The following is a 23,895-nucleotide window of genomic DNA, read 5'->3' as shown; positions in this document are numbered from 1 at the left end:
CCGTTTTCATCGGCGATGGAATAAGTTTCCTTGCCGGGAAAGTGAGGGGTAAAACCGGATACGCCGCTCAGAATGGCGCCAATCCCCCGCCCAGCGGCCCTGCGCGCAAGCAAAATTTACGGTGGCAAGACTCATCCGCAAGTAGAAAATGCACTCCGCATTTGTCATACCAAAACTTGCCGAAGACAAAGTCGGATCAGGGTTTATTCTGACCGCTGGCAAAAGGAATTACCTGTGAACGGAAAACTCATCGGTAAATGCCGATCTCCAAAACCGGCTTTGTTTAAAGTGCATAATAATTTTCCGCAACCGCCGTTGAAAACGGGCCATTGAAAACGATTTCCAGGCCACTATTTTTCAAACCGGCTGTGCGGCCCGGCGCAATGCCAATTGTTGATGACGCACCAATAGCACGCTCAATCCGATACACACGAACATCAGACACGCGTTGATCGCGAGGCTGAACTGGAATGCGTGCGCGTACGCATCTGGCGTCACGCGGCCGCCAATCACGCCGAAGAACGCACCGCTGATGGCCGCCGTGCCGAACGCCGAGCCGATTTGCAAGGTCGACGACACGACGCCCGAGGCCAGCCCCGCCTTTTCCGGCACGACTTCCTGAAGCACGATGCGCATGATCGACGGTAGCAGCAGGCCGTGACCGACGCCCGCGCACACCAGTCCGCAATAGAACAGCAGGTCGGGCGAGACGGCATGGGTCGCGGACCAGCCGGTCACCGTGAAGCCGACCGTCATCATCGAGAAGCCCAACGCCAGCACATGGCTGCCGATGCGTTTGACCACCGCGGGCGAGCTCAGCGGCCCGATCACGAAGCCGATCGCGAACGGCATGATGGCCATGCCCGAGGCGAGCGGCGTCCAGTGCAAACCGGTTTGCAGGAAAATCCCGTAGGTCAGGAAAAACGCACTGTTGCAGTAGAACAGGAACGCGAGCACAAGGCCGAGCGCAAAAGCCGGATTGCGGAACAATTGCAGATCCACCAGCGGGTGGCCGCCGCCGCGCTCGACGCGCCGTTCGGTGGCCACGAACAGCGCGAACGCGGGAACGGCAAGCGCGAACATCACGAAGGTCCACACCGGCCAGCCGGCTTCGCGGCCATGTGTCATCGGATAGATGACGAGCATCAACACCATCGAGAGCAACGCGACGCCCTTCAGGTCGATGCCGGTGCTCGTGGCCGGCTGATTTTCCGGCACGAACTTCCAGGTGCCGATAAACGCCACGATGCCGATCGGAATATTGATCAGAAAGATGATGCGCCAGTCGAGCCCGAACGGATGGTAGGTGATCAGCGCGCCGCCGCCGAGCTGGCCGACGATCGACGAAAGCCCGAACACGAAACCGTACAGACTCATGACCTTGGTCTGCCGATGCAGCGGCACGACCGCGCGGATGGTCGCGAGCACTTGCGGCGCCATGACCGCGGCAGCGATGCCCTGCACGATCCGCGAGATCACCAGCATGTGGCCGCTGGTGGCGAAGCCGCACAACGCCGAGGCAACCACGAACGCCGCCATCCCCGTCATGAACATGCGACGCCGGCCGAACAGGTCGCCCAGGCGCCCGCCCGTGATCAGCAGCACGGCGTACGCGGATGCGTAGGCGGACACCACCAGTTGCAACTGCGCGTCTGTGGCGTTCAGCCCAGTGTGAATGGACGGCAACGCGAGGTTGACGATGAAATAGTCCAGCGGCGCAAGGAAGGCGCCCACGAACAGCACGGCGAGCGCCAACCCCGGGCGCTCGAAGCCGGCCGCAGCCTTCCCGGCAGCAGCGGCCGCGCCGGCGGCCACCGCACCGACGCCAGGGCAGACGGCCGCGCCCGCACTATGGGCCGCGGGCCGCGCCGCCGGTTCACCGAATGCCGCTGGAGCGGGCTTGATCACTTCGCTATTCATGACTGACCGTTCAAAAATTAGGCAAAAAAATTAGACGAGCGCGCGCATGGTGACGTCCACGATGCCGATCAGCGCATCTTCCTGATGCGCCACCCGCCCCAATACGCGCAGCCCTTGCATCACGCACAGCAGGAAATCGCCAACGGCTTTTTCGTCCAGCGTGGAACTGAAGGCGCCGCTCGCCTGCCCGCGAATCACCGATGCTGCCAGCAAAGTCGCCATGCGGCGCTGAATGGCCGCAACGCGGATGCGCAGTTCCTCGTCGTCGGGTTGCATTTCGAGCGTGGTGTTGGTGATGAAGCAGCTACGCTCGCCGGTCAGCGCGCAGGCAACCCGCGCGTAATGCAGCAACGCGTTGCGCAGTGCCTGTTCCACCGGCACCGGCGCGTTCAGCCGCTCGGCGAGCCGCGCGACCGAACCTTCGGCGTAGTGATCGAGCGCGGCGAGCATGATGCCGTGCTTGTCGCCGAATACGCCGTACAGGCTGCCGCGCAACAGGCCAGTGGCCTTGCAGAGGTCGTCGATCGAGGTGGCGTGGTAGCCGTGATTCCAGAAAACCTGGCTCGCGCTCGCCAATACCGTATCCGTGTCGAACTCGCGCGGGCGGCCCCGAGGGCACACCTCACCGGCTTTTTTCGCGGATTGCTTCGAATTGGCTGATTGCTTCATGTGACGGATATTATGACTAACCGTTCAATAAAGCAAGGCGGGATTTCGTCGACTACGCGTGGGAACCGTCTCGGCGCGGCTTCTGCCACTTGTGCGCGGCGCACGTGAAGCGCCGGCTGATCTCATTGCCGCCAGCGATTTCTTCGTCGCCGGTAGTTACTGAATAGAAAATGCGCGGCAAAAAATCGGGAACATGAATGGCGACGAATAGGACATGACAGCCGGCGGCCTGGCTACCCCTGCCAGCCGGCCCTGCATGGAGTCTGCAGTGGATGAATTGCTCGCTCAGCTTTCGAGCTTCGCATCCATCGTGATGGTGGCGTTCAACACCTTGGAAACCGGGCAGTTCGCCTTGGCGTCCGCAGTGGCCTTCTCAAACGCGGCCTTGTCGCCGCCGGGGATTTTCACGGCCACATCGAGATGCACCGCGGTGATCGCGAACCCCCCGCCGTCCTTATCGAGCGTGACGGCTGCCGTGGTGGCGATACGTTCCGGCGTGATGCCCGCCTTGCCCAGTTCGGCCGACAGCGCCATCGAGAAACAACCCGCGTGCGCAGCCGCAATCAGCTCTTCCGGATTCGTGCCGATGCCGTCCGCGAAGCGTGTCGCAAACGAGTACTGAGTGTCCTTGAGGACGCCGCTGTCGGTGGAAATCGAGCCCTTGCCGTCTTGCAGGCCGCCTTGCCAGACTGCTGATCCCTTGCGCTTCATCGCTCTCTCCTTGTTTGCCCTGCTTCGCGCCGCTGCACAACCGCCACACAACCGCCGCTCCACTCTGGTTAACGCTGATGACACCGTTGACGCTGATGACACTGTTGACGCCGCCCGCAACGGTCCAGCCCGGGTATTTGCGGTATCGGCATCGGTTGTGAGTCCCCTCAGAGGACTTCCTTCAGGACGTATCGCGCGGCGCTGCAGGCGCGGGATGAACCGAACCTCATCATAGGCGCTTCCGTGTGCCAGTGTCGTGACGATGCCGGGAGTCTTCGCAAAAGACACCGGCACCACCGGAAACCGCCAGCGCCGCCTGCTACTCGGCGAATGGCAGGCTCTGCTGCCCCACCGCCCGCATGTCAAACACGTTCAGCGTCATCGCGACCAGCGCGTAGTAGCCGAGCAAGCCCACCAGATTGATCACCACCTGATGACCGAAGCGCTCAACCGCCTTTGTATAGGTCACATCCGACACGCGCTTCGTGTCATACAGTTCGCTCGCGAAGGCATGGATCAACGCATCATCGGCATCTGCGAAGTTTGGGCGCTGACCCAGGCGGATCGCCTCGGCGTCAGCTTCAGTCACGCCGGCTTCCAACGCGATCGGATAGTGGATATACCACTCGGCCTGTGCCTGCCAGCGCGCCGCAGTCACCAGAATCGCCAGCTCCGACAAGCGCAGCGGCAAGCCCGTGCGATAGCGGCAAAACGCGCCGAGACGCTGCGCCTGCTGCGCCAATTCCGGGCTATGAATCCAGCCCAGAAACGGCCCGTTCAGGTTGCCGCGCGGGCCGGACAGGATCTCGTCGAGCACGGTCTTCTGTTCGGGCGTGGCGTCGGACAGTTCGAAGTGAGGCAGACGCTGGGTCATCGCAAATCTCGCAGGAATGGAAAGGGTCTCAGACGGCGGCGAACGCACCTTCGATCGCATCGGCAAGATCGGCGATCATGTGCTGCTGGCGCCGATCGGCTGGTAGCCGGCGCCGAGCCCCTTCGCAATCGTCAGCAGGTCCGGCGCGATGCCGTCTTCCTCGCAGGCGTGCAGATAGCCCGTGCGGCCCATGCCCGACATGATCTCGTCGAGAATCAGCAGCACGCCGTAGCGATCGCAGACCGCGCGGATCTTGCGGAAATACTCGCGTACCGGTGGCACCGCGCCGGCCGTTGCGCCCACCACCGTTTCCGCGACGAACGCGGCCACCGTGGCGGCGCCGAGTTCGAGGATCTTCTGTTCGAGTTCGTCGGCCAGACGCTGTGCGAACTGCTCCTCGGTTTCGTCGGCGCGCTGCTCGCGGTACGCGTAACAGGGGCTCACGTGATGCGCTTCGATCAGGATCGGCAGGAACGGCTCGCGCCGCCACGCATTGCCGCCGATCGCCAGCGCCCCCAGCGTGTTGCCGTGATCTCAAACAGTGCGCCATGAAGCAAACGGCACGTCGATACGCCGAAGCAAATATCTGCCCCGCTCAGACGACAAACATCAAGGCACGTACGCGCCCTTGTCATGCAGCGATTGCTCGGCGATGCCGAGTTGCTCGACGGCATCCGCCCCTTCCAGCGCGAGCAGATGTGCGACCAGTGATTCGGAAATCGCCGTGGCCGCCACCAACGAAGGAAAAAACGACGGGCTTTCGTGCGAAAAGATCAGCACCTTGTCGGCATTCAGCGCGATTGGAGAGACCGCGCTATCCGTGATCGCGATCAGCTTGCTGCCCTTTTCCAGAGCGGCTTCGGCCACGCGCGCGGCTTCGATCGAATACGGCGCGAAACTGATGACGATGGTGGCGCTGTCACGCTCGAGCGTGCGCAGCTGCATCTCCAGCGTGCCGGCCTCGCCGTTGAGCAACGACACCGACGAACGAAACAGCCGGTAACCGTAGACAAGACCGAACGCGACTGCATAACAGGAGCGAAAGCCTGCGACATGGACATGCGGCGAGCGCCGCAACAGGCGCGCGGCTTCCACGATCATGCGACCGTTATGCGCGGCAGTGACTTCGAGATTGTGTTGTTGCGCGACCAGCAGATCGTTGGCCAGCGCATCTTTCGATTTGACGAGCGAACGGGCGCGGCTGGTGAGCGGCTCGGGCCGCGTACGCACGCGCGCAACGAACAGATTGCGTAATTCATTCCAGCCGGGGAAGCCCAATTGCTGCGACAGACGCACCAGCGAGGCCGGCTGCACCTGCGCCCGCTCGGCTACTTTGCGCATGGACGAGACCGCGACTTCGTCGGGATGATCGAGCAGGAATCCTGCTCCCATCTGGAACTGCGGACTCAGTTCGGAGAAGCGCGCCCGGATCAGGGCGGCGAGCTGGTCAAAACTGTCTGGCATGCGATATACCGGGCGAACGGTCGATAAGGATGACAACAAATGTTACCACCCGGTGTATCGCATCCAACAGAACTTCCGGCATGTGGTGAGGCGTTCCGCAACCTGGCGCTCAAATGCAAAGTGCCTGAGAGAGAGCAGACGCCTTCGTTCGTCGGGGTGCGTCAGTAAGTCAGTACGCGGCAGTCACGACGCCGCTGCCGCCAATGCCACGACCACCGATGCGCGCACCTTCGCCGCCACCACCGATGTTCGCCAAAGAAGCGAGCGCGCCCGCAGCGCCGCCAAACTCGACCATCAACGCGACTTCGAACGGGCCACGGGCGCCCCGCCGTCGAAGAGGGCCGTACGCTGTATGATGTCGCGAACGAAAATGCACAGATTCGGGGCCGCTTCGACGAAGCAAACCTGCGAGCATTGACCGACCCCGCGAATTAGTTCGGCGCTGCTGCTCATATGGCGCGCTCGGTCACGAACGGGATAGTCGTATAAGGTCACCGCTGGCTGGGGCGGCCTCCCGTCGGACGGCAGCATGCCGGTGACGGCTTCGACGTGTCATGCCTCAGGACCAATATCAGGAACATCAATGAAGCTATACGGCAGACGTAGTTCTATAAACGTACAGAAGGTTTTGTGGTGTCTCGGCGAGCTGGGTGCAATTGAGGGACGCGACTACGAACGTATTGATGCGGGTCTCGACTTCGGGGTTGTCAACACCGCCGAGTACCTTGCGCTCAATCCGAATGGGCTGGTGCCAACTTTGGTCGACGGCGACTTTGTGCTGTGGGAGTCAAATGCCATCGTCCGATACCTCGCCAGCGCAGCTGGCAACGAAGCACTGCTTCCAGTCGAGCTTAAAAAGCGTGCAGGCGTCGAGCGCTGGATGGACTGGCAGCTTGCAACCCTGTGGGCGACGCTCCGCGTTGCTTTCCTGGGCCTCACGCGGACCCCCGAGCCCCAGCGCAACAATGACGTGATACGGAAAGCGCACTCGGACGCAGGGCGTATGCTGGCAATCCTGGATAAGGTCTTGAGTGCTCAGGCATACATTGCCGGCGCGGAGTTCACGGTGGCGGATATCGGAATCTGCCTTTCCGCCCACCGCTGGTTTTCGCTTGCGGACAACTTCGGACAAGTGTTGGAACCGGCCCCCCTGCCACCGTCCGTCATCGAATGGCACCGCAACCTCTCGTCACGCCAGGCGTTCAAAGATGCGGTAAGCAGTCAAAGGAAATAGCCAGGTTGGCATGTTGGGGTCGTTCCGCACGTGATTATCAAAGCGGTGGCGAAATTCAACACAATCGTGACGCAATGAGTTACGCCGCCAACCTGTGCTCGCAGTAAGGCCGGTCCCTGTCATCAAGTATCGCGTACATTGCCGCCAAGTCCGATGCATCCGGATTGAGCCAGGCATCTATGTTTTCCAGCTGGATGGGAACAATGCGGCGGTCGTGACCGGCCGCCGCGACTTTCGGTGGCGGCTCGTCGGTAATAGCCGGGGGGGTTCAAGGGTAAAACGCGGCGATCGTCTACTTTATCAAGGTCGGAAAGTCCGGCGAATGTGCGACCTTCTAAATCAGGCCCTGCACTGCTGGCGTCAATGCCTGCGCTGTTTGATTGCAGGCTGTTTCCAGCCAGTGCCGCAACCGCAACCAAACTCAAAAGCGATTTCATCTTTTTGTTTCCCCGTTTGTCATGTTTTTTCACCAACCGCATTTATCCGCAAATATCATTGCACCACGGCGACTTGCAACAAGTTATTCCCAAGGACCTGCCACCATTCCTTAAACCATCTATGGCGTCGACCGTTTCGCTAGACAACGGTCCGGTTTGTCTTGTCGAATAACCTCGCAGCTCGTCTTTGCGGCAGATGGAGATGAGACTTGAGGATTGCGGTGAGTGTTCGACACGATGAACGCTCGCGCCGAGACCATCCGTGAAAAGCGAAGTTTCAGCGGGGCATGGGATCGACTGCAGCTTTGCCTCATCCCATGCCGCACGTTCTTTGCGTTCCCGTTGCCACCAAGAGCACCGAAAACAAGACCCTCGGAAACGAAGTCTACTGAAGACGGGCAACAATCACTGCTTGAATAAGGGCAACACTGGCGGAGCATACGCAGTGAGTCGGCAAACCAAAGACGACGGCCCAAATTTGCAAGCATGCAGACTGGACGACCATATTTGGAACCGGTAGTCTGAGCCTACGGGATGACGTAGTTTGGCTATGCTGGTCCTTACCGACATCGTGGAGCCGCCGACATGGAAGTGAACACGGAAACGCTTGTTGAAATGCTACGAGAAGTTGAGGCCGACGACCCAATCGACTACGCCGACCTTCCGTTTGGAGAGCAGGAACTTAGACTCCTCGTCATGAGTTCGCTCGTCGAGCGTCACCATCTGGTAGAAGCTGGCATGTCTGGCTCCGACATCCATGCGCTGTACCTGCTGAGCACCGCCAAGCTCGTTCTGGAAAACACGGTGCTCCACGCGAGGCTGCTTTTACTTCAGGGACAACAGGTTGACGTACAGTCACTGCTAGCCCCGTTCACTCTCAAGGGCAAGCTTTAGGCCGTGTGTCTCCGGTGGCACCGGCATACCTGCCAGAATTCTCCGCGCCAAGATTTCTGCGTTACTAGGGTCGACTGCGTGCCGCCCCACGTGCGGCAAGGATGCCTCCCAGCGCGCCACCCAGATGGCTTTGCCAAGATACGCCTGGGTATATTGGCATCAGGCCGAAGAGCATGGTTAGCCCGTAACTCGCAGCTACGAATAGCGCCACTAGCATCGCGAGAATGTGCCGCGTGTAATAGCCTCGCGCGACGAGGTAGCCAGCGTAACCGAACACCAGCCCGCTCGCGCCGATGTGTACTGTGTAAGGAGCGCCGAGCAGCCACGCGCACAATCCTGCACCAAGCATCGCACCGGTTGTCGCCTGCCAAAAGTTCGCGATGCGCGGCCACATGCACAGCCAGCCCAAAATGAGTAGTCCACCCGTGTTGGCTACCAGGTGCATCAGGCTTGCGTGCAGCCATGGGGCGAGCAGAATACCCTGCAGCCCGCTGAGCGTGCGCGGCACCACCCCATGCCGATTTAATTGCAGGAACGGCAGCGCAGCGGACAAAAGAAAGACCACCCACATGGAGCCGACAAAGGCGGCGAGAAGGAGAACGCGTGCCTTGAGCTGCGCGAAGAGCGAGTCAGCGGTGGAAGTGGTGCCAGCGAGCCGTATCGAATCTTGCGGCATTACCAGTTGCTCCGTATACGATTTTGATATCGTGGCATGGTCGCGACGTGCGCGCCTTAGCCTTTACGCTGCCGCCGTTCGCCCCGGAGGCTCGTCTGACGATGGTGCGTAACGGTCGTGGCTGCCGATAATGACTCGATGCAGAAGTTAATGAACGCCTCGACTTTCGCAGCTCGATGGCGCCGGGATGGAAAGAGCGCATACAGCGGAAATCTTTCGTCCGACCAGTCCGGGAAGATATCCACGAGCAAGCCGTCGCGCATCATCTGCTCGACGCCAATCTCCATCACCTGCGCGATGCCAGCGCCGGCGATACACGCGCCCAGCATGGTTTCCACATCCGACACGAGGAGCCTCCCCTCTGCGGGTATCTCCGCGACCTTCTTGCCCCGATGAAACTCCCACTCAAAGGGCTTGGCCGTCACCGGGTTATAAAACATGATTCGTTGATGTTCTTTCACATCCTCCGGATTGCCGGGCTTCCCGTGCTCAGCCACATACCGTGGAGACGCGACCGTAATGATGCGTGTGTCGAGCAGCTTCCGCGCAATCAGTGTTCCCATGGGCGGGGGGCCAAAGCGCACCGCGAGGTCAAACCCATCTGCCACGAGGTCACCCACGTCGTCGCGCATGATGAGTTCGAGCGAAAGGTCGGGATGGTGTGCCAGAAAATCTGGCAATCCTGACGCCAGCACCGTCCTTGAAAAGAACGGGTCGACGTTAACACGAAGCTTTCCTTGCACAACGTTCGCTGAACCCGACGCCGCCGAAGCCGCCTCCTCGATACCTGTCAGATGCGGGCCAACTGCGTCATATAGACGCCTCCCTTCGTCGGTCAGCGTCTGCGAGCGCGTCGTACGGTCAAGCAGCCGCACGCCTACCCGCTTCTCGAGGCGTGAAACAGCGCGGCTAACGCCCGACGGCGACAATCCGAGAGCGTCTGCCGCGCGCACGAAACTGCCACTCTCCGCGACTGCGGCGAGTACGGTGATGCCAGAAAACAGCCGACCATCAAATGTCATTCTCTCTCCGAGGCGCGTGTCATTCAGATAGTTTAGTCACGAGTGATTTGAACAGCACGTACTTTATTCAACAATCAAAAAATGAGAGATTGTCTGCCTGAACGCTGCGGCGGCTTTCGCTGCAGACCTGAACCAGCTTGGGAGTGCATCAATGGAAGCTTTGAAGACACAGGGCATTGAACTGCCGCGCCTCGGATTCGGCACGTACCGTATGCCCGGTGGAGATTGCCAGCCGGTAGTTGAGAGCGCCCTGGAGCTCGGTTATCGGCACATCGACACTGCCGAGATGTATCAGAACGAGGAAGCTGTAGGCGCCGCAATTGCTGCCTCGGGCCTTGCGCGGAAACAACTGCATCTGACGACCAAGGTATGGCACGAGAACCTCAAGCCGGAGTCCCTCCGTCGCGCACTGGACGTCAGCCTTGGAAAGCTTGGTGTCGACTATGTCGACCTGTACATGGTGCATTGGCCGTCGCGTGACATGGACCTCGGCGCCGTCATGGAAACAATGCAGGGTTTTCTGCAGAACGGCACCGTTCGCTCAATCGGTGTGTGCAATTTCAACGTGACGATGCTGCGAAAAGCCATCGAGGAAATCGGCGCGCCCATCGCCTGCCACCAGATTGAATACCACGCGTTCCTGGACCAGTCGAAAATGCTGAGCTACCTGCGCGAGAAAGGCATCCCGCTCGTCGCCTATGCCCCGCTTGCACAAGGCAGGGCAGCAAGCGACCCTGTACTTCAGGGAATCGGCGTCAAGCATGGCGTGACCGCTGCCCACGTTGCTCTTGCGTGGCTTCTGGAACAGGACGGGGTCGCCGTTATTCCTAAGGCTCAACGCCGGGAAAGTCAAAAATCCAATCTCGACGCGCTGGCGGTGAAACTCGACGATGATGACCGGCACGCTATTGCGGTATTGCCGAAGAACCACCGTTTCGTCACTCCGCCGTTCGCGCCGGAATGGGACGCGTAACCATTGTCTTCGCGTAGCAGGTAGTCCATCTGCTAGTCATCACCGCAGCGCTAGCGCGCAATCGATGATGATTCGTCGACATCCGTTCAACAGAATTTCAGACCCTTTCGTGAACGGCCGTCTATTACGCGACTCAATTGCAACTCACGCGAAACACCCGGCACGTGCGTCGCTGGGTATCTGACTCGGACGTGAGGCGGAGAACGCGCCGGAGTCGCCGGCCAGTCGATGCCACCACAAGACCCTCGAAGCAGCTGCTTCGAGGGTCTTGTAGACATCAGGTTGCTTCGTCCGGTCGCCACTGAAATCAAGTAGCGTATAGCCGCACTATGCGCCGAGTCGTTTTCACGTGACAGAGATGTCGCCGATGCCAGCTTGACCCGCATGCCGAAATCCGGCTGACCAGCTAGATTGGCCTGCGAGGCGTCGATGCTGGAGCCTTGGCATGCTGGTCAAAATTATGTTGGCGTCGACACGAAAACAGAGCAAGTCAAGCCGTGCCCGTCGACTGCAAGCCATACGCGTAAAATCCTGGAACCGGCGAAATGCCGGCCGCAGTTGGCCAAAATCACTGTTTTCCACTCGCCTGCACATGTCGGGGAGTCCTGTGCCGGCGAACCGAACCCGCGAACCTAAATGCCTCCGGCACAAACGCCGCACGCTATATGCGACATGACCGACCTCTTTACTACCCAACCTCGCGCGCCGCTTGCCGAGCAGCTCCGCCCCGATTCGCTCAACGATGTCGTGGGACAGTCTCATCTGCTTGGCCCGGGCAAGCCCCTTCGGCTCGCGCTCGACTCCAAAAGGCTGCACTCTTTCATCCTATGGGGACCGCCCGGCGTCGGTAAGACGACGATTGCGCGGCTTGCCGCGAACGCGTTCGACTATGAATTCATCGCTGAATCCGCGGTCGCCGCCGGCGTCAAGGAACTAAGGGAGGCTGCCACGCGTGCCCAGCAGGTGCTGGACCAACATGGCCGCTCAACCGTCCTGTTCCTCGACGAAATTCATCGTCTCAACAAGAGCCAGCAGGACGCATTGCTGCCACACGTGGAGGTCGGCCGGCTGACCCTCATCGGTGCTACCACGGAAAATCCCAGTTTCGAGGTCAACAGCGCCCTGCTGTCTCGTGCGCAGGTGTATGTGTTAAAGCCGCTGTCCGACGGGGAGCTGCGGCAGTTGTTTGCGCGAGCCCGCCGTCTGTTGGGAGAGCTGGTGTTTGAGGAGCCCGCGCTCGAAGCTGTCATCGGATTTGCGGATGGCGACGGCCGAAAGTTCCTGAACCTCCTTGAGCAGCTCGCCAATGCTGCAGTGGCGGCGGGAGTAATGTGCATTGATAGTAGCTTCGTCAGCACCGCGTCTGCCGCGACCACCCGGCGTTTCGACAAAGGCGGCGAGGAATTCTACGACCAGATTTCGGCGCTTATCAAATCTGCCCGCGGCTCCGACCCGGATGCGGCCCTGTACTGGATGGCCCGGATGATTGACGGCGGCGTCGACGTTCGTTATCTCGCGCGCCGCATCATCGTACTGGCAAGCGAGGAGGTAGGTAACGCAGACCCAAGAGCGTTGCAGGTTGCGGTGAACGCGGCTGAGGCCTATGAGCGGCTTGGCTCACCCGAAGGCGAACTTGCACTGGCGCAAGCCCTTGTGTACGTCGCGGTCGCGCCCAAGTCGAACGCCGTCAGCATGGCGTGGCATCAGGCGTTGTCATTCGTGCGCAGCGACCGCACACGCCCGGTACCGCTGCACCTGCGCAATGCACCAACCCAGCTCATGAAGGAGCTCGGCTACAAGAAGGACTACCGCTACGCGCACGACGAACCGGATGCGTACGCAGCGGGAGAGAACTACTTCCCGGAAGATATACCTGAGCAGCGATGGTATCAGCCAGTGCCGCGTGGCCTCGAAATCAGAATTGGCGACAAGCTTGACCATTTGCGCGAGCTCAACGAGCAGGCGCGCAAGGCAGAAAAGGGCTAGACGCGGCTTCTTGGACCCACCAAATCCGCGGGGCTTAGATGCAGCGGCTGCTGTCTCGGACCCGTCACGGCTTCCGATTGACTGAAGTATTGCATTCAGAATGTTCATGCGTATGACTTGACGCCAAGAACGAACTCTATTGTTATTATGTTTGAGTGTGACGATGGAACCCAGCCTTCAACCCCGCGTACGTCCGGCAATATGCGTCGTTGAGGTGTGAGCATGCCATAACTGCTGAAGATGGAAATGGAATGGGAAAGAGTCCTTACATCCTCCAACGCATCGAAAGCGAAATCGTCCATCTCGAACTGGTTTTCAGCGCGAACGCGGCGGATTGGTTATTCTCTCGAACCTATTGGCACCGGCGCGTGCTCCAGGCATTAGCGACTCGTACCGGTGCAAGCGGAACGACTTCAGAGACTGCTTGACAGCATCCCCGGCTCGTAAGCTGTCAGCCCCCTACACCCCGGCTTTCGCTGCGGTTCGACGGGCCAGCCTCCTTGCGTTCATACACCCACGATGCCGTGTGTCTGTTGACCCCTGAGCGAACGTGAAATGGCACCGGCGTTATCACGATCGGCCTCGGCGCCGCAGCACGATGATGGGGCGCTGGCGGCGGGGCGAGCGACGCAAGGCTCGGGCACTACGCACGCGAGGTTTACGCTTGATTGTCTTCCGCATTGGAAATGGGCCTTCGCATTCCACCCCCTGCGTTTGGCATCACAGTAGAGATTGCGTGCTTGAATATCATCTGGTGACCGGAAACAGACTTCAGGAGAACTACGTACGAATCGAACGACGCGACCTGACCGCTCAATCTGATTCCGTTAATCAGGTAAACGCTTGCGGGAGTATTTTCCTTGAGTAGCGACTGCAGGAATTCGTCTTGAATTGAGGCTTGATTTGACATGTTGTTCTCCGCCGTCGGTCGCACCTTGGGACATTGTACGCTTACACCTTCAGTGAACGAGTGAGATGTTTTTGGCGATTTCGGCTGCTAGCAGCCCCCGGCACGTGCTCTCCGGTTTCACACCGGAAATCTGTGCGTGGACTCCGATGGCTCGGTACAACAGCCAATGTTGGCTATTGTCGTGTTCTGGCCGACGACGAATTGGCGTGGCAAGCCGCGGCGGCCAGTTGATAGACTAGGCGGCTGGAGCCGCATTCGCCGGCTGCAGCATGGGGGCGCCCGTCCCAATGCGTCTGCGCGACGAGCAGTGCAGTGCTCATAACGGCGCGAGATGGTTAGCGTCGGTCCGACACGCATCAGGTTCCGGCACATTCCGGTTCCGCTCGCGCTGGCAGCAACCGGGAGCAAGGTGAGGCACGACCGTTGCGTCAGACAAGTAAATGCGTGAGCCTGCTGAGCCATGTCCACTGTTCTACTCGTTGACGATGACCTCGATAACCTCTGGGCGCTTCAGTTGGCCCTGGAAAGCGGCGGGCATCACGTCGTGCTCGCGCAAAGCGGGGCGGAAGCGTTGCACAAAGTTCTGCACGAAATGCCACGGCTCATCGTCACCGACTGGCAGATGCCCGAAATGGACGGAGATGAATTGTGCCGACGCGTGAGATGTCAACCCGCACTCGCTCATCTGCCAATAGTCATGCTGTCGGCCATGCCCGAACCCCACGGGCCGCCCTGCTGGTCGGCGTTTTTTCGCAAGCCCGCAGACCTCGCCATGCTACTGCGCACGGTTGACGCGTTTGTAGCTGAGCGCCTGGCGGCGGTCTCTGCGCAGCCTTACGCCGAGGACCGAGCGGCTTCCCGGTGGCGGCCTGTCAATCCGCGCTGCTGGCCCTAGCGCTCTCCGTTCGACCGGTCCCGGAATTGCGAGCGCGCTTGAGGCCAGGGCCGGCCGCGCTCTCCAATTATTCTTCAACCGCTGCCGCCTGAACCCGGATTGGTGGCCGACGCCGGCATGGCGGCGCCGGACTTCTTATGCATCTTCTTGTGCGAAGTGGTCCCAGAGGGTGTCATGGTATTCGCCCCCGACGCACCCGACACCGTGTCAGTCGAACCACCTGCGTTCGGTTTGCTCATCCCCGTGCCTCCTTGTCCCCCAGCGGCCCCGCCACCCGCACCTTGTGCGTAGACACTCCCAGATATACCGACAAATAGTGCTGCAATCAAAAGTCCTTTCATAACTCTCATGGCAAGTCTCCTCAAGCCCGAAGCGTTCGCTGGCACCGGCAGGTGCCAGCCCGCGTCCTGCTTCGCGCAATTTCCATGCCTCGGCAACGTCGCCGTCGCACATGCAGCTCTTACTTCGGGTGACGTGGCGGGAGGGTCAACTACCGGCGTCAGAGTGAACGCGCGCGACCGCTGCTGAAGAGGCGCAAGATTGCAAGCAGGATGACAGCACCAATCAGGGCGGTAATCAGTGAGCCTATGATGCCGCTTCCTAGATGCAATCCAAGAACGCCCCCAAGCCATCCGCCGATGAAGGCGCCGACAATCCCTACGATGATGTCGACAAGAATGCCGAACCCGCCACCGTCAACAATCCGGCCGGCCAGAGCCCCAGCGATGCCGCCAATAATTAGCCAAAAAATAATGCCGTGCGAAACCGGATCCATATTCGTTACTCCCTTGGTTCAACCGCCTTAGCGGGTTATTGCCAGCAAGCGCGCTGTGACCGATGCCTTCGCAAGGAGCGTTCCTGCGGAGCTCGTAGCATCTAATCCGCAGAAGGCCAATGCGAGGAGGCAACGGCCGTGTGCCCCGGAATCAGCTAGCGGCCGAGCCAGGACGATGCTACGGAACTCTGTAGCTCATCCTTAAGACGGGCCAGTCGAGCGCCGCGGCGCCCGCCAAGGGCGGAATTCGTGTCCATCCGACGGCAGTGGCGAACATAGCGCCGCGCGTTGGCACAGCACGGTTGAATGTAGTGCCCGAGGAAATAGCTCTGAGCGCGGGCAGTTGGTCCCAAAAGGGGCATCCAGCTTGCAGAAAGATTGAACGGCACTGACGACTTCGCCATAAACGAAAGACGACGCGATAGCATCGTTGTTTATGGAAGCGCCGGCGATAGCAGTTGCACTGCAGTGCGCCTGGCTCGCTCCAGTCAGGGCTCCATGAGACGCGAGAGCCTCAGCTCTTCGAAGTCAAGTTCGGCTTCTATCCGATGCAGGACCGCATCGTCGATGCGACCTGCCTCCTTGAGCTTCAATAGTTCCCGGCGCGATACGCTCACCATGTCTAATTCCAGGCGAAGTTGTCGCGCTCTGACATTGACTTGCTCAGCCCCTTCGCGATGCGCTCGTTCATTGTTGCTTACCCGAACCTTGTATTCGTCCAGGAGCCGCTCGAGCGCGACATCCTCGGCCTCCTCACTGCCGGCCCTTCTCACTCTCAGTTCCTGTAACGCCGCATTGAATGTTTTTGATCTCGCCTCCAGCTCCGACATCGTCTGACGCCTCACCGGACGAATTCGAACGAGGCGAATCAAAAACGATAACGTCCCGCCCTGAATGACCAGGGTGGATATGATGAGCGCAAAGGAGCTGAAGATAATCAGGTCGCGCGCGGGAAAATTGTTGGGCAACGCGAGTGCTGCCACGAGGCTGACTACTCCGCGCATACCGGCCCACACGAGAATCACAGACTCGCGAAGCGACCAGGCCCGAACCATCCGTGTCTTCTTGAGGAGTTGCTCCAGAACGTACATCGCGACGGCGACCCATACCAGTCTCGCAACGAAGGCAGCGATGATGGTCGGTATGGCCATATTCAGACCAGCGACCAGCAACGAATCTTGCTGGTGCATGCGGACCATGATGCCGCGCAGTGCGAGGCCAATAAGGATGAACACCAGAGAGTTAAGAATGAACTCGACTGCTTCCCATGTGGCCTTCGCCTTCAGACGCATGCTGGCGCCGAAAATCCGATGCTGGCTAATCCCCAATATTAGTCCGCACGTCACAACCGAGAGGACACCAGAGCCGCCCATTTCCTCAGCTATGGCGTAGCTTGCCCACGCCATGATGAATGTCACCGTGATGCCGATTGCGACATCCTCAATCCTGGCTATCAACCAGGTCATCACCGTGCCACTCAGCGCTCCTACTGCGACTCCAATCACTATGAGCGCGAGAAAGAGATTGCCGCCTTTTGCCAGCGTAATGTTGGCCGTCGATGCAGACAGAATGGCTATCTGATAAAGCAGCAGGCCCGATGCGTCGTTGACCAGGCTTTCACCCTCGAGCGTGGTCACCAACCTGCTGGGCAGCGGATTACGTTGAAGTATCGCCTTCGCAGCGACTGCGTCAGGCGGCGAGACAATAGCGCCCAATGCAAAGCACGCGCTCCACGGCACCGAAGGGTTAACAGCGTGGACTACGGCCGCGACGACGACCGTAGTGAACATCACTGCCCCCAATGCCAGAGAAATGATGGGGCCGACCTCTCTTTGAAAGTCGTCCCACGCCGTATAAAACGCACTCGACATCAGGAGCGGCGGAAGGACCGCTGCAAGCACAAGACCGGGGTCGATTTCGGGCGAATGCCCGCCAAACAGGGCTGCGCAACACCCGCCGACCAGCAGCGCGAGCGCGGGAGGAAATGCCACACGGTCCGCGAGCCAGGTCAGAACGCACGCGCCCGCCATCAGCACTAGCAGGTAATGGAAAAACTGGAGATTATCCATGTGCAATTCCGGGAGCACGAGCGCTGCCTTGACAGGCAGCTGAAGTTTGTTTTTCTCTCGCATGATACGGCGCCCGGGCCTCGCCCGCGTGACGCTACCAGCCATACTTCAGCTCAAGCCCAACATAGTCGGAGTTGCTCCCGCCCAGCTCGCGGATGGAATCTCCGACCCGGAAATGAACGGCCTCAACGGATGCAATCAGGTTGGTCGCCACCGTCCAGTCAGCACGTATTTGAGCGTAGGCACCAGTCCATCGCGTGCCGTGGCCAGCCGTACCCGGGACGACAGCATTTCCCTGCTGATAAACGGCGTCGTTCGTGCTCATCCGCCATTGGAATCCAACGGCAAACAACAAGGCTAGCTTGCTGGACGGTTTGAGCGTAATCGAGGGTTTGACATGGATGAGGTTTGCATACCCCGTGTAGCCCGCCAACGTGAAGTAGTAACCGTTCGGGAAAAGCGGATTGAAGGTCTCGACGCGGCCGTCGTTCAAATGGCGGTCACCGGATGCCGCATCAACCTGCAAACCGAACCGCGGCTTCCAGGGAGAATCGAGCGTGTAGCCGAACAGCGAGCCAACCGCCCATGCAGCAATCGTCTTGTCGCCGACGTGGCCTGTTTGGTACATCGACTCCACGTCCCAATCTGTGGCAGCGATTTTCCCCGTATATCGCAGGTCAAATACATTGCGATGCTCATCGCCTTGCGCATCAAGAAACTGCGCACCGGCACGGGTATAAAGCGAATAATATCCAGACAGGTCTCCTGGCCCCGCGCCCTGACGTTCGAAACGCACGCCGCTAAAGGTCAAATGGCGATTCGACGTGTCGTCGAATGCCGAGATGTCGCGGTACTGAACCGGCCGCGTCGCGTAACCGATGAACCGCCACTTCTCGTACTCGTAGTCCGCCCATAGTGCATCGTATGCCTGCCGCACGTTTGGACCGTCACGCACAGAGATAAATCGCTGCAGGTCGAAGGCCATTTCCTGCCTCCCAATGCGCAACTTTATCGTTCCCGGGCCGAGCGGACTCACCCAGGCAACGAACGCCTGCTCCAGATCGAGCGGATTCTTGTCTGTCGTCTTTACCTGGTTCTTACCGAAGGCTCTTGCGTCCTCGAGTTGGACAAAAAATTGCAGATATTGCCCGATGCGGGCGTCAGCATGAACCTGCGCTCGCTGAATCACGTAGCTATCGGTGCCTGCCGAGCCGAGCCCGAAAAGCGGGGTCCCGCTGAACTCGAAGCGCTCGCGTAAATTGGCACCCAGCGACAGATACGAATAGGGGTCACCTCCGAGCGGGATATATTTCAGGCTGTCCAGTGGCTTGCGCGGTACACAAGGATTCGCGAGAACGGACCAATCTTCTTGCCAGCGATTGAACATCACGACCGGCCGCCTGGCGTCACACGTCTCAGTCGGTGTGCCGCTTTGCTCAGATGGTTGCCCTTCGTTATCCGCTCGCGTGTCTTCACAGAACCCGAGCGCAAGCCCAGCAACGGCAATCCCTATAAATGCCGCGAGTTGCATCCCACCTGGCCTCCCCCCCTGTCACAGTTCTTCCGGCCCCTATGGAGTGGGACCCTCCGCCATCGCATACCCCACGCACTCTTCAGATGCCATCAAGGCACCGTCGATGCCCCCGGTAACACGCCCCCAACGAGTGCGCGCGCAGGAGAGGAGGTATCAGGAGGCAAGCTTACCCATCGCGTTCCGGTGAATCCACGCATGCATTGCCAGCCAGGCGAGACCGATTACCGGCACCAATAGAGCCCAGAAGCCAAAGTTTCTGTACGCCAGAGCACCGGTGATGGCGCCGAGCCCGAACGCTGCGATTGCTGGAAGCATTCTGGCGACTCGCGTTCGTGCAGCTACCTTGGTGTCCGCTGTAACGCGTGGCGAACACAGGTCAAGCGTGTCAAGAATGACCTGCGTCACGTTCCCGGTCATGACGGTGTTCGGCACACCGGGCCTGGCAACAAGACGGCTGTGGGCGTTCTGGACACCCATCGCGGTCGCGCCAATCATCCCACACACGACGACTGCCCAATTTTCCGGGTTGAACCTGGGTCCGAGCTTGACACCTGCAAAGCAGAACGCCAGAAGCAAAAGCGCCTGCACAGCGTAGAGCATGCACGCGCCTCGCATAGGGGTCTCCGGGTTTCGGCCGCGAATGATGAAGCTGCTCAGCGCGACGCCGAGGATAAAAGCAGGAAACGCCATCAACTTAAGGAAGATCCCCTGCCCATACCCTGCGACGCCACCACCAATGAGCACGAAGTTCCCCGTCACGTGTGCGGTGAACAGGCCGAACAGCGCGAAAAAGCTGAGCGTGTCGACATAACCAGCAGTCGCGGACAGCAAAATATCGTCATTCATTGCTCACCCTAGGGAGAACCGTTAGCGAGGATTGGCCTCTCGAATATCGACTCTCCTTTTGTCGTGACGCTGTCCTATTTCGCAGCCGCGTGAATTTCCGCGATATATCCGCCCGGGAACTGGACGATTGCCGATTCTCTCCGGTCCGACGTAAAAGGCTGCACGAGAACCGAAACACCGGCGGCCTGAGCCTTCTTCATGGTGTCATCAAAGTCCTTCACTTCATACCCGGTCATCTCGCGCCCGTATGGGTACGGCAGATGTCCATCGGTCACAAAGACGGTCATGTTCCCGAATCCCGACGTCAGTCGAACGCGCCGGAAGGTATCGTTGGCCCGACCGATTTCAACACCGGGCGCGCTGTGATTGTCGGAAACCACCTTCCCGTGCGAGAACGCGACCCAGTTCTTGATGAATGCGTTCGCGCTTCCCGGCGAGACGTACACCCGGTTCTCCGGAACGGTCTCGAGCGCCTCGTAATTCGGAGTCTGCTTGTGCCAGTAGAGCTGCATGTGCACGCCGCCCGGCCACGAGATGACTGCATCACGCCCAATCGGGTCCGGGAAAGTATCGACCACGACATCAGCGCCGTGAGCCTTCGCCGATTTCATCGCGCCGTCCATGTCCGTGACGAGGTAGCCGGTACGCTCGTCACCAAACGGAAACGGAATCGGTGTCTTGAAGCCGAACACCGAAATCGTACCCACCGGCGTGAAGACCAGTTGGGACATCGTCTGGCTCGGTGTCGGCGTCACCTGGAAGACGCCTTGCTGCGATTTGTGGCCGCCAAACGTGGCGGCGAAGCTGTCCGCGAACTTGTCGAAGTCTTCCGGTGCCACATACACGTGAGTGGTGTCGTACTGCGGCCCGACAGAGAAGAACGCCGATTGCGGCGTCCCGATGTTTGCCTTTGCGAAAGAAGTCGACGGTGCACTTGCAACAAGGCCGAGAGCAAGAGCAACGGCGACACCGAGGGATTGAAAGCTGCGCATGATAGTGAGTTTCCTGTCCTGCTTTTTTAGACGCGAGAGCGTCGCTCACCGCTGACCAGATAGGTGACCATCACGAAGGCGGCAATCAACCCCAGGTGCTCGAAAAAACTGTTCAGCGCAACGAAGCGCGCCACGCCTTCCAGACGCCAGAAGTCGTTCGCCACGAGCATCGCCACTCCCGTCAATCCAGCCAGCGCTCCCGCTCCGAGCCACGTGAACCTGTTGAAGATGACGCACAGGGAGCCGGCAATCTCCACGAAAATCGCCAAGGTAGCCCAAAGCCACCCGGGATGGAGACCGAAGTGCACCTGCTCAGCGACCGCGGCGTCGAAATGCATCAGCTTGGCGACACCGCCAATGAGGTACGCTGAGACAAGACCGATGCGGACCAATGGCACCACCCACGGGTGACGAAGCAGCGCCGCTACCCAGGATGGACTGTCCACCATTGGCCCTCGCTCTAGACCGCCCAGCACGCGCATCCCAGCGCTCCCCAAAAACCCTTGTAGTCCGACGTCGGCGCACTGCCGAGCCACGCGTGCCGATGGTCGTGACCGTGAACGCCGCAAGCGCGCGCGCAGCTACATGCTGTGGACGCCACCTGCTGAAGCGGCGCGCCGGACTCTCCGCCCTGCTTCCACGCGGCAAATCCGCCATACTTTCGCACCGGTGACCAGTCAGGCATCGCCGGCGGTGGGGGACTATCGTCCAGCGAGGCGAATTCGCCAGTCGCGTACACAACCTTGCCGCCTACCACCGTAAGCAAAGACGAAGCGCCAGCGATGTCGTCCTCGGCGCAGGCAAAGAAGTCGCGGTCAGGGACGATAAGGTCCGCGAGCTGACCCACTGCAATCTGCCCTTTCTTGCCGACTTCATTCGAGAACCAGGTGACCTTCTCGGTCCACATGCGCAGGGCCGTCTCACGGTCCAGACAGTTGCGCTGGGGATAAATGCGCCGGCCGCCGACCGTCTTGCCGGTCACCAACCAGGACAGGGAGACCCACGGGTTGTAGGACGCAACTCGAGTCGCGTCGGTCCCCGCCGACGTGTGAATCCCCTTCTCGAGCATTCGCGCAACAGGAGGGGTGCCCTCAGCAGCTTTCTCACCATATCGCTCGACGAAATACTCGCCCTGGTACGCCATTCGGTGCTGGACCGCAATGCCCCCACCGAGAGCAGCGATGCGGTCCATCGACTTCTCGGTAATCGTTTCCGCGTGGTCAAAGAACCAGTTCAGCCCGGCAAGGGGTGTATCGCGGTTTACCTTTTCGAACACATCGAGCGCACGACTGATGGTCTCGTCGTACGTCGCATGCATGCGCCACGGCCAGCGATTCTCCACGAGCACGCGGATGACGCCTTCGAGGTCGCCCTCCATTTCCGGAGGCATGTCCGGGCGCGCCACCCTGAAGTCCTCGAAGTCCGCCGCCGAGAACGTGAGCATCTCGCCTGCGCCGTTGTGCCGGAAGTAGTCGTTCCCGTCCTTGTACTTCGAGGTCTTCGTCCAGTTGACGAAGTCTTCTTTCTCACCCTTGGGCTTTTGAGTGAACAGGTTGTAGGCCAGCCTGATGGTCAGCAGTCCTTCAGCGTCAAGCTTCTTGACGACCTCATAGTCCTCCGGGAAGTTCTGGAAGCCGCCGCCGGCATCAATGGCTCCGGTGACGCCCAATCTGTTCAGCTCACGCATGAAATGCCGCGTTGAGTTCAACTGATATTCGAGAGGAAGCTTGGGCCCCTTCGCCAACGTCGCATAGAGGATGGCCGCGTTGGGCTTCGCCAGGAGCAACCCTGTCGGATTGCCCGCGCTATCGCGCACAATCTCGCCACCGGGGGGCTTTGGCGTCTCCTTCGTGTAGCCCACCACTCGCAGCGCCGCGGCGTTCAGCAGCGCGCGGTCGTAGAGGTGCAGCATGAAAACCGGCGTGTCTGGTGCTGCAGCGTTCAACTCCTCGATGGTCGGCAAGCGACGCTCGTCGAACTGGTGCTCCGTGAATCCACCGACGACACGTACCCATTGAGGCGGCGGCGTGATAGCAACCTGCGCCTTGAGCATCTCCATGGCAGTCGCCAGTGAGCGCACACCATCCCACCTGAGCTCCATGTTGAAATTCAGCCCGCCACGGATGATGTGGAGATGGTTGTCGATTAGCCCCGGAAGAGCTGAGCGTCCCTTCAGGTCGACCGTGCGCGTCCCATCGGACTTGAGCTGACTTATCTCACTGTCGCCGCCGACCGCAGCGAATTTACTGTCCTTGATAGCAACTGCAGTGGCAGTTGGCTTCGCTTTATCTAATGTCGTAAACCGACCATTAAGAAGAATCAGGTCTGGCGCATCTTGATGAGACGTCATGAACGCTTCTCCTCAGACGATACTCCCGCCACGGGCCGAGGGCTTCCGGAGTTCCGGCCAGGCAAAGACCCAAAGAGGTGCTGATTGCAATGCTCCTCCTTCCAGGCCACACGAAAGTTGACTCCGGAAAGCATCTTCTTTGCAACCGGGAAAATTTGCTCGCCCGCGAGTATGCCTAAAAGGCCCACGAGGGCGACGATAGGAGGGGCCGGTGACGGCACGCCAATCAAGCTATAGACGACGCCTATCAGGATTCCAGCCAGCAGCGAGAGCACATACGCTTTCATCGACCAACCCTCCTTAAATACGCCGCAAGCAACCACTCGCGACGACGAATGACCAAGCCGAAAAAAAGCATTCCTACACGTATTCGCAACTGGCTTAGAAAGGTGCCGCCCACCTTGCAACGACTGAGGGACGCGTTCCAGCGAGACACGGCAATCGAAGGAAACGAGTCTTGCGCTTTCCTCGAAGCTTATGTGAAAAGCACCTTACTGGCATCATACATAAACCTGTTATATCGCCATCGGAAGCTTCACACTATGCTTCTTTCGGACCACGTAATGGAATTGCTCATGTCTTTTTTCTCCAGCCAGAGACACGTCGTTATTGGCTTCATTAGAGCAGCGCAAAGCTTTTCCGGCGCTCAAATCTGGCGCGACGT

Annotated in this window: 24 protein-coding genes and 2 pseudogenes; 6 read left to right on the top strand and 20 right to left on the bottom strand. The window is 59.7% G+C overall.

Annotated elements, in window-relative coordinates; translation table 11 throughout:
• Nucleotides 1-357 precede the first annotated feature (357 nt).
• The 7 genes and pseudogenes from PQR53_RS32440 to PQR53_RS32410 form a co-directional block, all read right to left on the bottom strand.
• Nucleotides 358-1,920: an MFS transporter gene (locus PQR53_RS32440; protein WP_408463466.1), complete on the bottom strand. Its 1,563-nt coding sequence runs from the start codon at nucleotides 1,918-1,920 to the stop codon at nucleotides 358-360.
• Nucleotides 1,921-1,950: 30 nt separating this feature from the next.
• Nucleotides 1,951-2,589: a TetR/AcrR family transcriptional regulator gene (locus PQR53_RS32435; RefSeq protein WP_408463463.1), complete on the bottom strand. Its 639-nt coding sequence runs from the start codon at nucleotides 2,587-2,589 to the stop codon at nucleotides 1,951-1,953.
• A 285-nt stretch (nucleotides 2,590-2,874) separates the two neighbouring features.
• Complete coding sequence (locus PQR53_RS32430; protein ID WP_323046594.1) at nucleotides 2,875-3,300, bottom strand: OsmC family protein; 426 nt, start codon at nucleotides 3,298-3,300, stop codon at nucleotides 2,875-2,877.
• A 319-nt stretch (nucleotides 3,301-3,619) separates the two neighbouring features.
• The gene (locus PQR53_RS32425) at nucleotides 3,620-4,174 is read right to left on the bottom strand and encodes a carboxymuconolactone decarboxylase family protein (protein ID WP_408463460.1); all 555 of its coding nucleotides are present in this window, start codon (nucleotides 4,172-4,174) and stop codon (nucleotides 3,620-3,622) included.
• A gap of 84 nt (nucleotides 4,175-4,258) precedes the next feature.
• Nucleotides 4,259-4,705 (bottom strand): annotated as a pseudogene (locus PQR53_RS32420) (aminotransferase class III-fold pyridoxal phosphate-dependent enzyme); the annotation flags it as partial.
• A gap of 78 nt (nucleotides 4,706-4,783) precedes the next feature.
• Nucleotides 4,784-5,638 (bottom strand): MurR/RpiR family transcriptional regulator, encoded by an 855-nt coding sequence (locus PQR53_RS32415; protein ID WP_408463458.1) that lies wholly within the window; start codon nucleotides 5,636-5,638, stop codon nucleotides 4,784-4,786.
• 169 nt (nucleotides 5,639-5,807) lie between these two features.
• The gene (locus PQR53_RS32410) at nucleotides 5,808-5,933 is read right to left on the bottom strand and encodes a hypothetical protein (protein ID WP_408463455.1); all 126 of its coding nucleotides are present in this window, start codon (nucleotides 5,931-5,933) and stop codon (nucleotides 5,808-5,810) included.
• 288 nt (nucleotides 5,934-6,221) lie between these two features.
• On the opposite strand from PQR53_RS32410, the gene PQR53_RS32405 reads away from it, so the two are divergent.
• A complete protein-coding gene (locus tag PQR53_RS32405) occupies nucleotides 6,222-6,872 on the top strand; it encodes a glutathione S-transferase family protein (protein WP_408463452.1) in 651 nt (216 codons plus the stop codon).
• A gap of 79 nt (nucleotides 6,873-6,951) precedes the next feature.
• Here PQR53_RS32405 and PQR53_RS32400 read toward each other — a convergent pair.
• Nucleotides 6,952-7,131 (bottom strand): annotated as a pseudogene (locus tag PQR53_RS32400) (SOS response-associated peptidase family protein); the annotation flags it as partial.
• 415 nt (nucleotides 7,132-7,546) lie between these two features.
• Here PQR53_RS32400 and PQR53_RS32395 point away from each other — a divergent pair.
• The gene (locus tag PQR53_RS32395; RefSeq protein WP_408463615.1) at nucleotides 7,547-7,729 is read left to right on the top strand and encodes a hypothetical protein; all 183 of its coding nucleotides are present in this window, start codon (nucleotides 7,547-7,549) and stop codon (nucleotides 7,727-7,729) included.
• A gap of 165 nt (nucleotides 7,730-7,894) precedes the next feature.
• Complete coding sequence (locus PQR53_RS32390) at nucleotides 7,895-8,203, top strand: hypothetical protein (protein ID WP_408463449.1); 309 nt, start codon at nucleotides 7,895-7,897, stop codon at nucleotides 8,201-8,203.
• A gap of 64 nt (nucleotides 8,204-8,267) precedes the next feature.
• Here PQR53_RS32390 and PQR53_RS32385 read toward each other — a convergent pair whose 3' ends face one another.
• Complete coding sequence (locus PQR53_RS32385; RefSeq protein WP_408463446.1) at nucleotides 8,268-8,879, bottom strand: rhomboid family intramembrane serine protease; 612 nt, start codon at nucleotides 8,877-8,879, stop codon at nucleotides 8,268-8,270.
• Between the two features lie 56 nt (nucleotides 8,880-8,935).
• On the bottom strand, nucleotides 8,936-9,901 hold the full coding sequence (locus tag PQR53_RS32380) for a LysR family transcriptional regulator (RefSeq protein ID WP_408463443.1): 966 nt from the start codon (nucleotides 9,899-9,901) through the stop codon (nucleotides 8,936-8,938).
• Nucleotides 9,902-10,052: 151 nt separating this feature from the next.
• On the opposite strand from PQR53_RS32380, the gene PQR53_RS32375 reads away from it, so the two are divergent.
• Both PQR53_RS32375 and PQR53_RS32370 read left to right on the top strand, forming a co-directional pair.
• A complete protein-coding gene (locus PQR53_RS32375; RefSeq protein WP_408463440.1) occupies nucleotides 10,053-10,874 on the top strand; it encodes an aldo/keto reductase in 822 nt (273 codons plus the stop codon).
• Nucleotides 10,875-11,546: 672 nt separating this feature from the next.
• Nucleotides 11,547-12,860 (top strand): replication-associated recombination protein A, encoded by a 1,314-nt coding sequence (locus tag PQR53_RS32370; RefSeq protein ID WP_408463437.1) that lies wholly within the window; start codon nucleotides 11,547-11,549, stop codon nucleotides 12,858-12,860.
• 658 nt (nucleotides 12,861-13,518) lie between these two features.
• Here the strand turns inward: PQR53_RS32370 and hfq are convergent.
• The gene (hfq, locus tag PQR53_RS32365) at nucleotides 13,519-13,770 is read right to left on the bottom strand and encodes an RNA chaperone Hfq (protein ID WP_408463434.1); all 252 of its coding nucleotides are present in this window, start codon (nucleotides 13,768-13,770) and stop codon (nucleotides 13,519-13,521) included.
• 460 nt (nucleotides 13,771-14,230) lie between these two features.
• Between hfq and PQR53_RS32360 the strand changes: the two genes are divergently transcribed.
• Complete coding sequence (locus tag PQR53_RS32360) at nucleotides 14,231-14,665, top strand: response regulator (RefSeq protein ID WP_408463431.1); 435 nt, start codon at nucleotides 14,231-14,233, stop codon at nucleotides 14,663-14,665.
• Between the two features lie 74 nt (nucleotides 14,666-14,739).
• Here PQR53_RS32360 and PQR53_RS32355 read toward each other — a convergent pair whose 3' ends face one another.
• The 9 genes from PQR53_RS32355 to PQR53_RS32315 form a co-directional block, all read right to left on the bottom strand.
• Nucleotides 14,740-14,904, bottom strand: a complete 165-nt coding sequence (locus tag PQR53_RS32355; RefSeq protein WP_408463428.1) for a hypothetical protein — start codon at nucleotides 14,902-14,904, stop codon at nucleotides 14,740-14,742.
• A 260-nt stretch (nucleotides 14,905-15,164) separates the two neighbouring features.
• Complete coding sequence (locus PQR53_RS32350) at nucleotides 15,165-15,440, bottom strand: GlsB/YeaQ/YmgE family stress response membrane protein (RefSeq protein ID WP_408463425.1); 276 nt, start codon at nucleotides 15,438-15,440, stop codon at nucleotides 15,165-15,167.
• A 488-nt stretch (nucleotides 15,441-15,928) separates the two neighbouring features.
• Nucleotides 15,929-17,509 carry a cation:proton antiporter gene (locus tag PQR53_RS32345; RefSeq protein ID WP_408463612.1) on the bottom strand — a complete coding sequence of 527 codons (1,581 nt, stop codon included), beginning with the start codon at nucleotides 17,507-17,509 and terminating at the stop codon, nucleotides 15,929-15,931.
• Between the two features lie 94 nt (nucleotides 17,510-17,603).
• A complete protein-coding gene (locus PQR53_RS32340; protein ID WP_408463422.1) occupies nucleotides 17,604-19,040 on the bottom strand; it encodes an alginate export family protein in 1,437 nt (478 codons plus the stop codon).
• A 156-nt stretch (nucleotides 19,041-19,196) separates the two neighbouring features.
• Entirely contained in the window at nucleotides 19,197-19,889 is a 693-nt protein-coding gene (locus tag PQR53_RS32335; protein ID WP_408463419.1) for a YoaK family protein, read from the bottom strand.
• 74 nt (nucleotides 19,890-19,963) lie between these two features.
• Nucleotides 19,964-20,881, bottom strand: a complete 918-nt coding sequence (locus PQR53_RS32330; protein ID WP_408463416.1) for a glyoxalase — start codon at nucleotides 20,879-20,881, stop codon at nucleotides 19,964-19,966.
• A 26-nt stretch (nucleotides 20,882-20,907) separates the two neighbouring features.
• The gene (locus PQR53_RS32325; protein ID WP_408463413.1) at nucleotides 20,908-21,330 is read right to left on the bottom strand and encodes a DoxX family protein; all 423 of its coding nucleotides are present in this window, start codon (nucleotides 21,328-21,330) and stop codon (nucleotides 20,908-20,910) included.
• 11 nt (nucleotides 21,331-21,341) lie between these two features.
• Nucleotides 21,342-23,231, bottom strand: a complete 1,890-nt coding sequence (locus PQR53_RS32320) for an amidohydrolase (RefSeq protein WP_408463410.1) — start codon at nucleotides 23,229-23,231, stop codon at nucleotides 21,342-21,344.
• On the bottom strand, nucleotides 23,228-23,518 hold the full coding sequence (locus tag PQR53_RS32315) for a XapX domain-containing protein (protein ID WP_408463407.1): 291 nt from the start codon (nucleotides 23,516-23,518) through the stop codon (nucleotides 23,228-23,230). Before PQR53_RS32315 ends, PQR53_RS32320 begins: the two co-directional genes overlap by 4 nt.
• Nucleotides 23,519-23,895 lie beyond the last annotated feature (377 nt).

It is taken from the genome of Paraburkholderia fungorum, assembly GCF_046027605.1.
Classification (GTDB): Bacteria; Pseudomonadota; Gammaproteobacteria; order Burkholderiales; family Burkholderiaceae; genus Paraburkholderia; species Paraburkholderia fungorum_F.
Note: the sequence above shows the minus strand (reverse complement) of the source record. Positions and strands in the feature narration are given on the sequence as shown.

Coding starts and splice junctions, on each gene's coding strand:
- PQR53_RS32440 (WP_408463466.1), bottom strand. CDS start 1,920: ATGAATAGCGAAGTGATCAAGCCCGCTCCAGCGGCATTCGGTGAACCG.
- PQR53_RS32435 (WP_408463463.1), bottom strand. CDS start 2,589: ATGAAGCAATCAGCCAATTCGAAGCAATCCGCGAAAAAAGCCGGTGAG.
- PQR53_RS32430 (WP_323046594.1), bottom strand. CDS start 3,300: ATGAAGCGCAAGGGATCAGCAGTCTGGCAAGGCGGCCTGCAAGACGGC.
- PQR53_RS32425 (WP_408463460.1), bottom strand. CDS start 4,174: ATGACCCAGCGTCTGCCTCACTTCGAACTGTCCGACGCCACGCCCGAA.
- PQR53_RS32415 (WP_408463458.1), bottom strand. CDS start 5,638: ATGCCAGACAGTTTTGACCAGCTCGCCGCCCTGATCCGGGCGCGCTTC.
- PQR53_RS32410 (WP_408463455.1), bottom strand. CDS start 5,933: ATGGTCGAGTTTGGCGGCGCTGCGGGCGCGCTCGCTTCTTTGGCGAAC.
- PQR53_RS32405 (WP_408463452.1), top strand. CDS start 6,222: ATGAAGCTATACGGCAGACGTAGTTCTATAAACGTACAGAAGGTTTTG.
- PQR53_RS32395 (WP_408463615.1), top strand. CDS start 7,547: ATGAACGCTCGCGCCGAGACCATCCGTGAAAAGCGAAGTTTCAGCGGG.
- PQR53_RS32390 (WP_408463449.1), top strand. CDS start 7,895: ATGGAAGTGAACACGGAAACGCTTGTTGAAATGCTACGAGAAGTTGAG.
- PQR53_RS32385 (WP_408463446.1), bottom strand. CDS start 8,879: ATGCCGCAAGATTCGATACGGCTCGCTGGCACCACTTCCACCGCTGAC.
- PQR53_RS32380 (WP_408463443.1), bottom strand. CDS start 9,901: ATGACATTTGATGGTCGGCTGTTTTCTGGCATCACCGTACTCGCCGCA.
- PQR53_RS32375 (WP_408463440.1), top strand. CDS start 10,053: ATGGAAGCTTTGAAGACACAGGGCATTGAACTGCCGCGCCTCGGATTC.
- PQR53_RS32370 (WP_408463437.1), top strand. CDS start 11,547: ATGACCGACCTCTTTACTACCCAACCTCGCGCGCCGCTTGCCGAGCAG.
- hfq (WP_408463434.1), bottom strand. CDS start 13,770: ATGTCAAATCAAGCCTCAATTCAAGACGAATTCCTGCAGTCGCTACTC.
- PQR53_RS32360 (WP_408463431.1), top strand. CDS start 14,231: ATGTCCACTGTTCTACTCGTTGACGATGACCTCGATAACCTCTGGGCG.
- PQR53_RS32355 (WP_408463428.1), bottom strand. CDS start 14,904: ATGAGCAAACCGAACGCAGGTGGTTCGACTGACACGGTGTCGGGTGCG.
- PQR53_RS32350 (WP_408463425.1), bottom strand. CDS start 15,440: ATGGATCCGGTTTCGCACGGCATTATTTTTTGGCTAATTATTGGCGGC.
- PQR53_RS32345 (WP_408463612.1), bottom strand. CDS start 17,509: ATGGATAATCTCCAGTTTTTCCATTACCTGCTAGTGCTGATGGCGGGC.
- PQR53_RS32340 (WP_408463422.1), bottom strand. CDS start 19,040: ATGCAACTCGCGGCATTTATAGGGATTGCCGTTGCTGGGCTTGCGCTC.
- PQR53_RS32335 (WP_408463419.1), bottom strand. CDS start 19,889: ATGAATGACGATATTTTGCTGTCCGCGACTGCTGGTTATGTCGACACG.
- PQR53_RS32330 (WP_408463416.1), bottom strand. CDS start 20,881: ATGCGCAGCTTTCAATCCCTCGGTGTCGCCGTTGCTCTTGCTCTCGGC.
- PQR53_RS32325 (WP_408463413.1), bottom strand. CDS start 21,330: ATGGTGGACAGTCCATCCTGGGTAGCGGCGCTGCTTCGTCACCCGTGG.
- PQR53_RS32320 (WP_408463410.1), bottom strand. CDS start 23,231: ATGACGTCTCATCAAGATGCGCCAGACCTGATTCTTCTTAATGGTCGG.
- PQR53_RS32315 (WP_408463407.1), bottom strand. CDS start 23,518: ATGAAAGCGTATGTGCTCTCGCTGCTGGCTGGAATCCTGATAGGCGTC.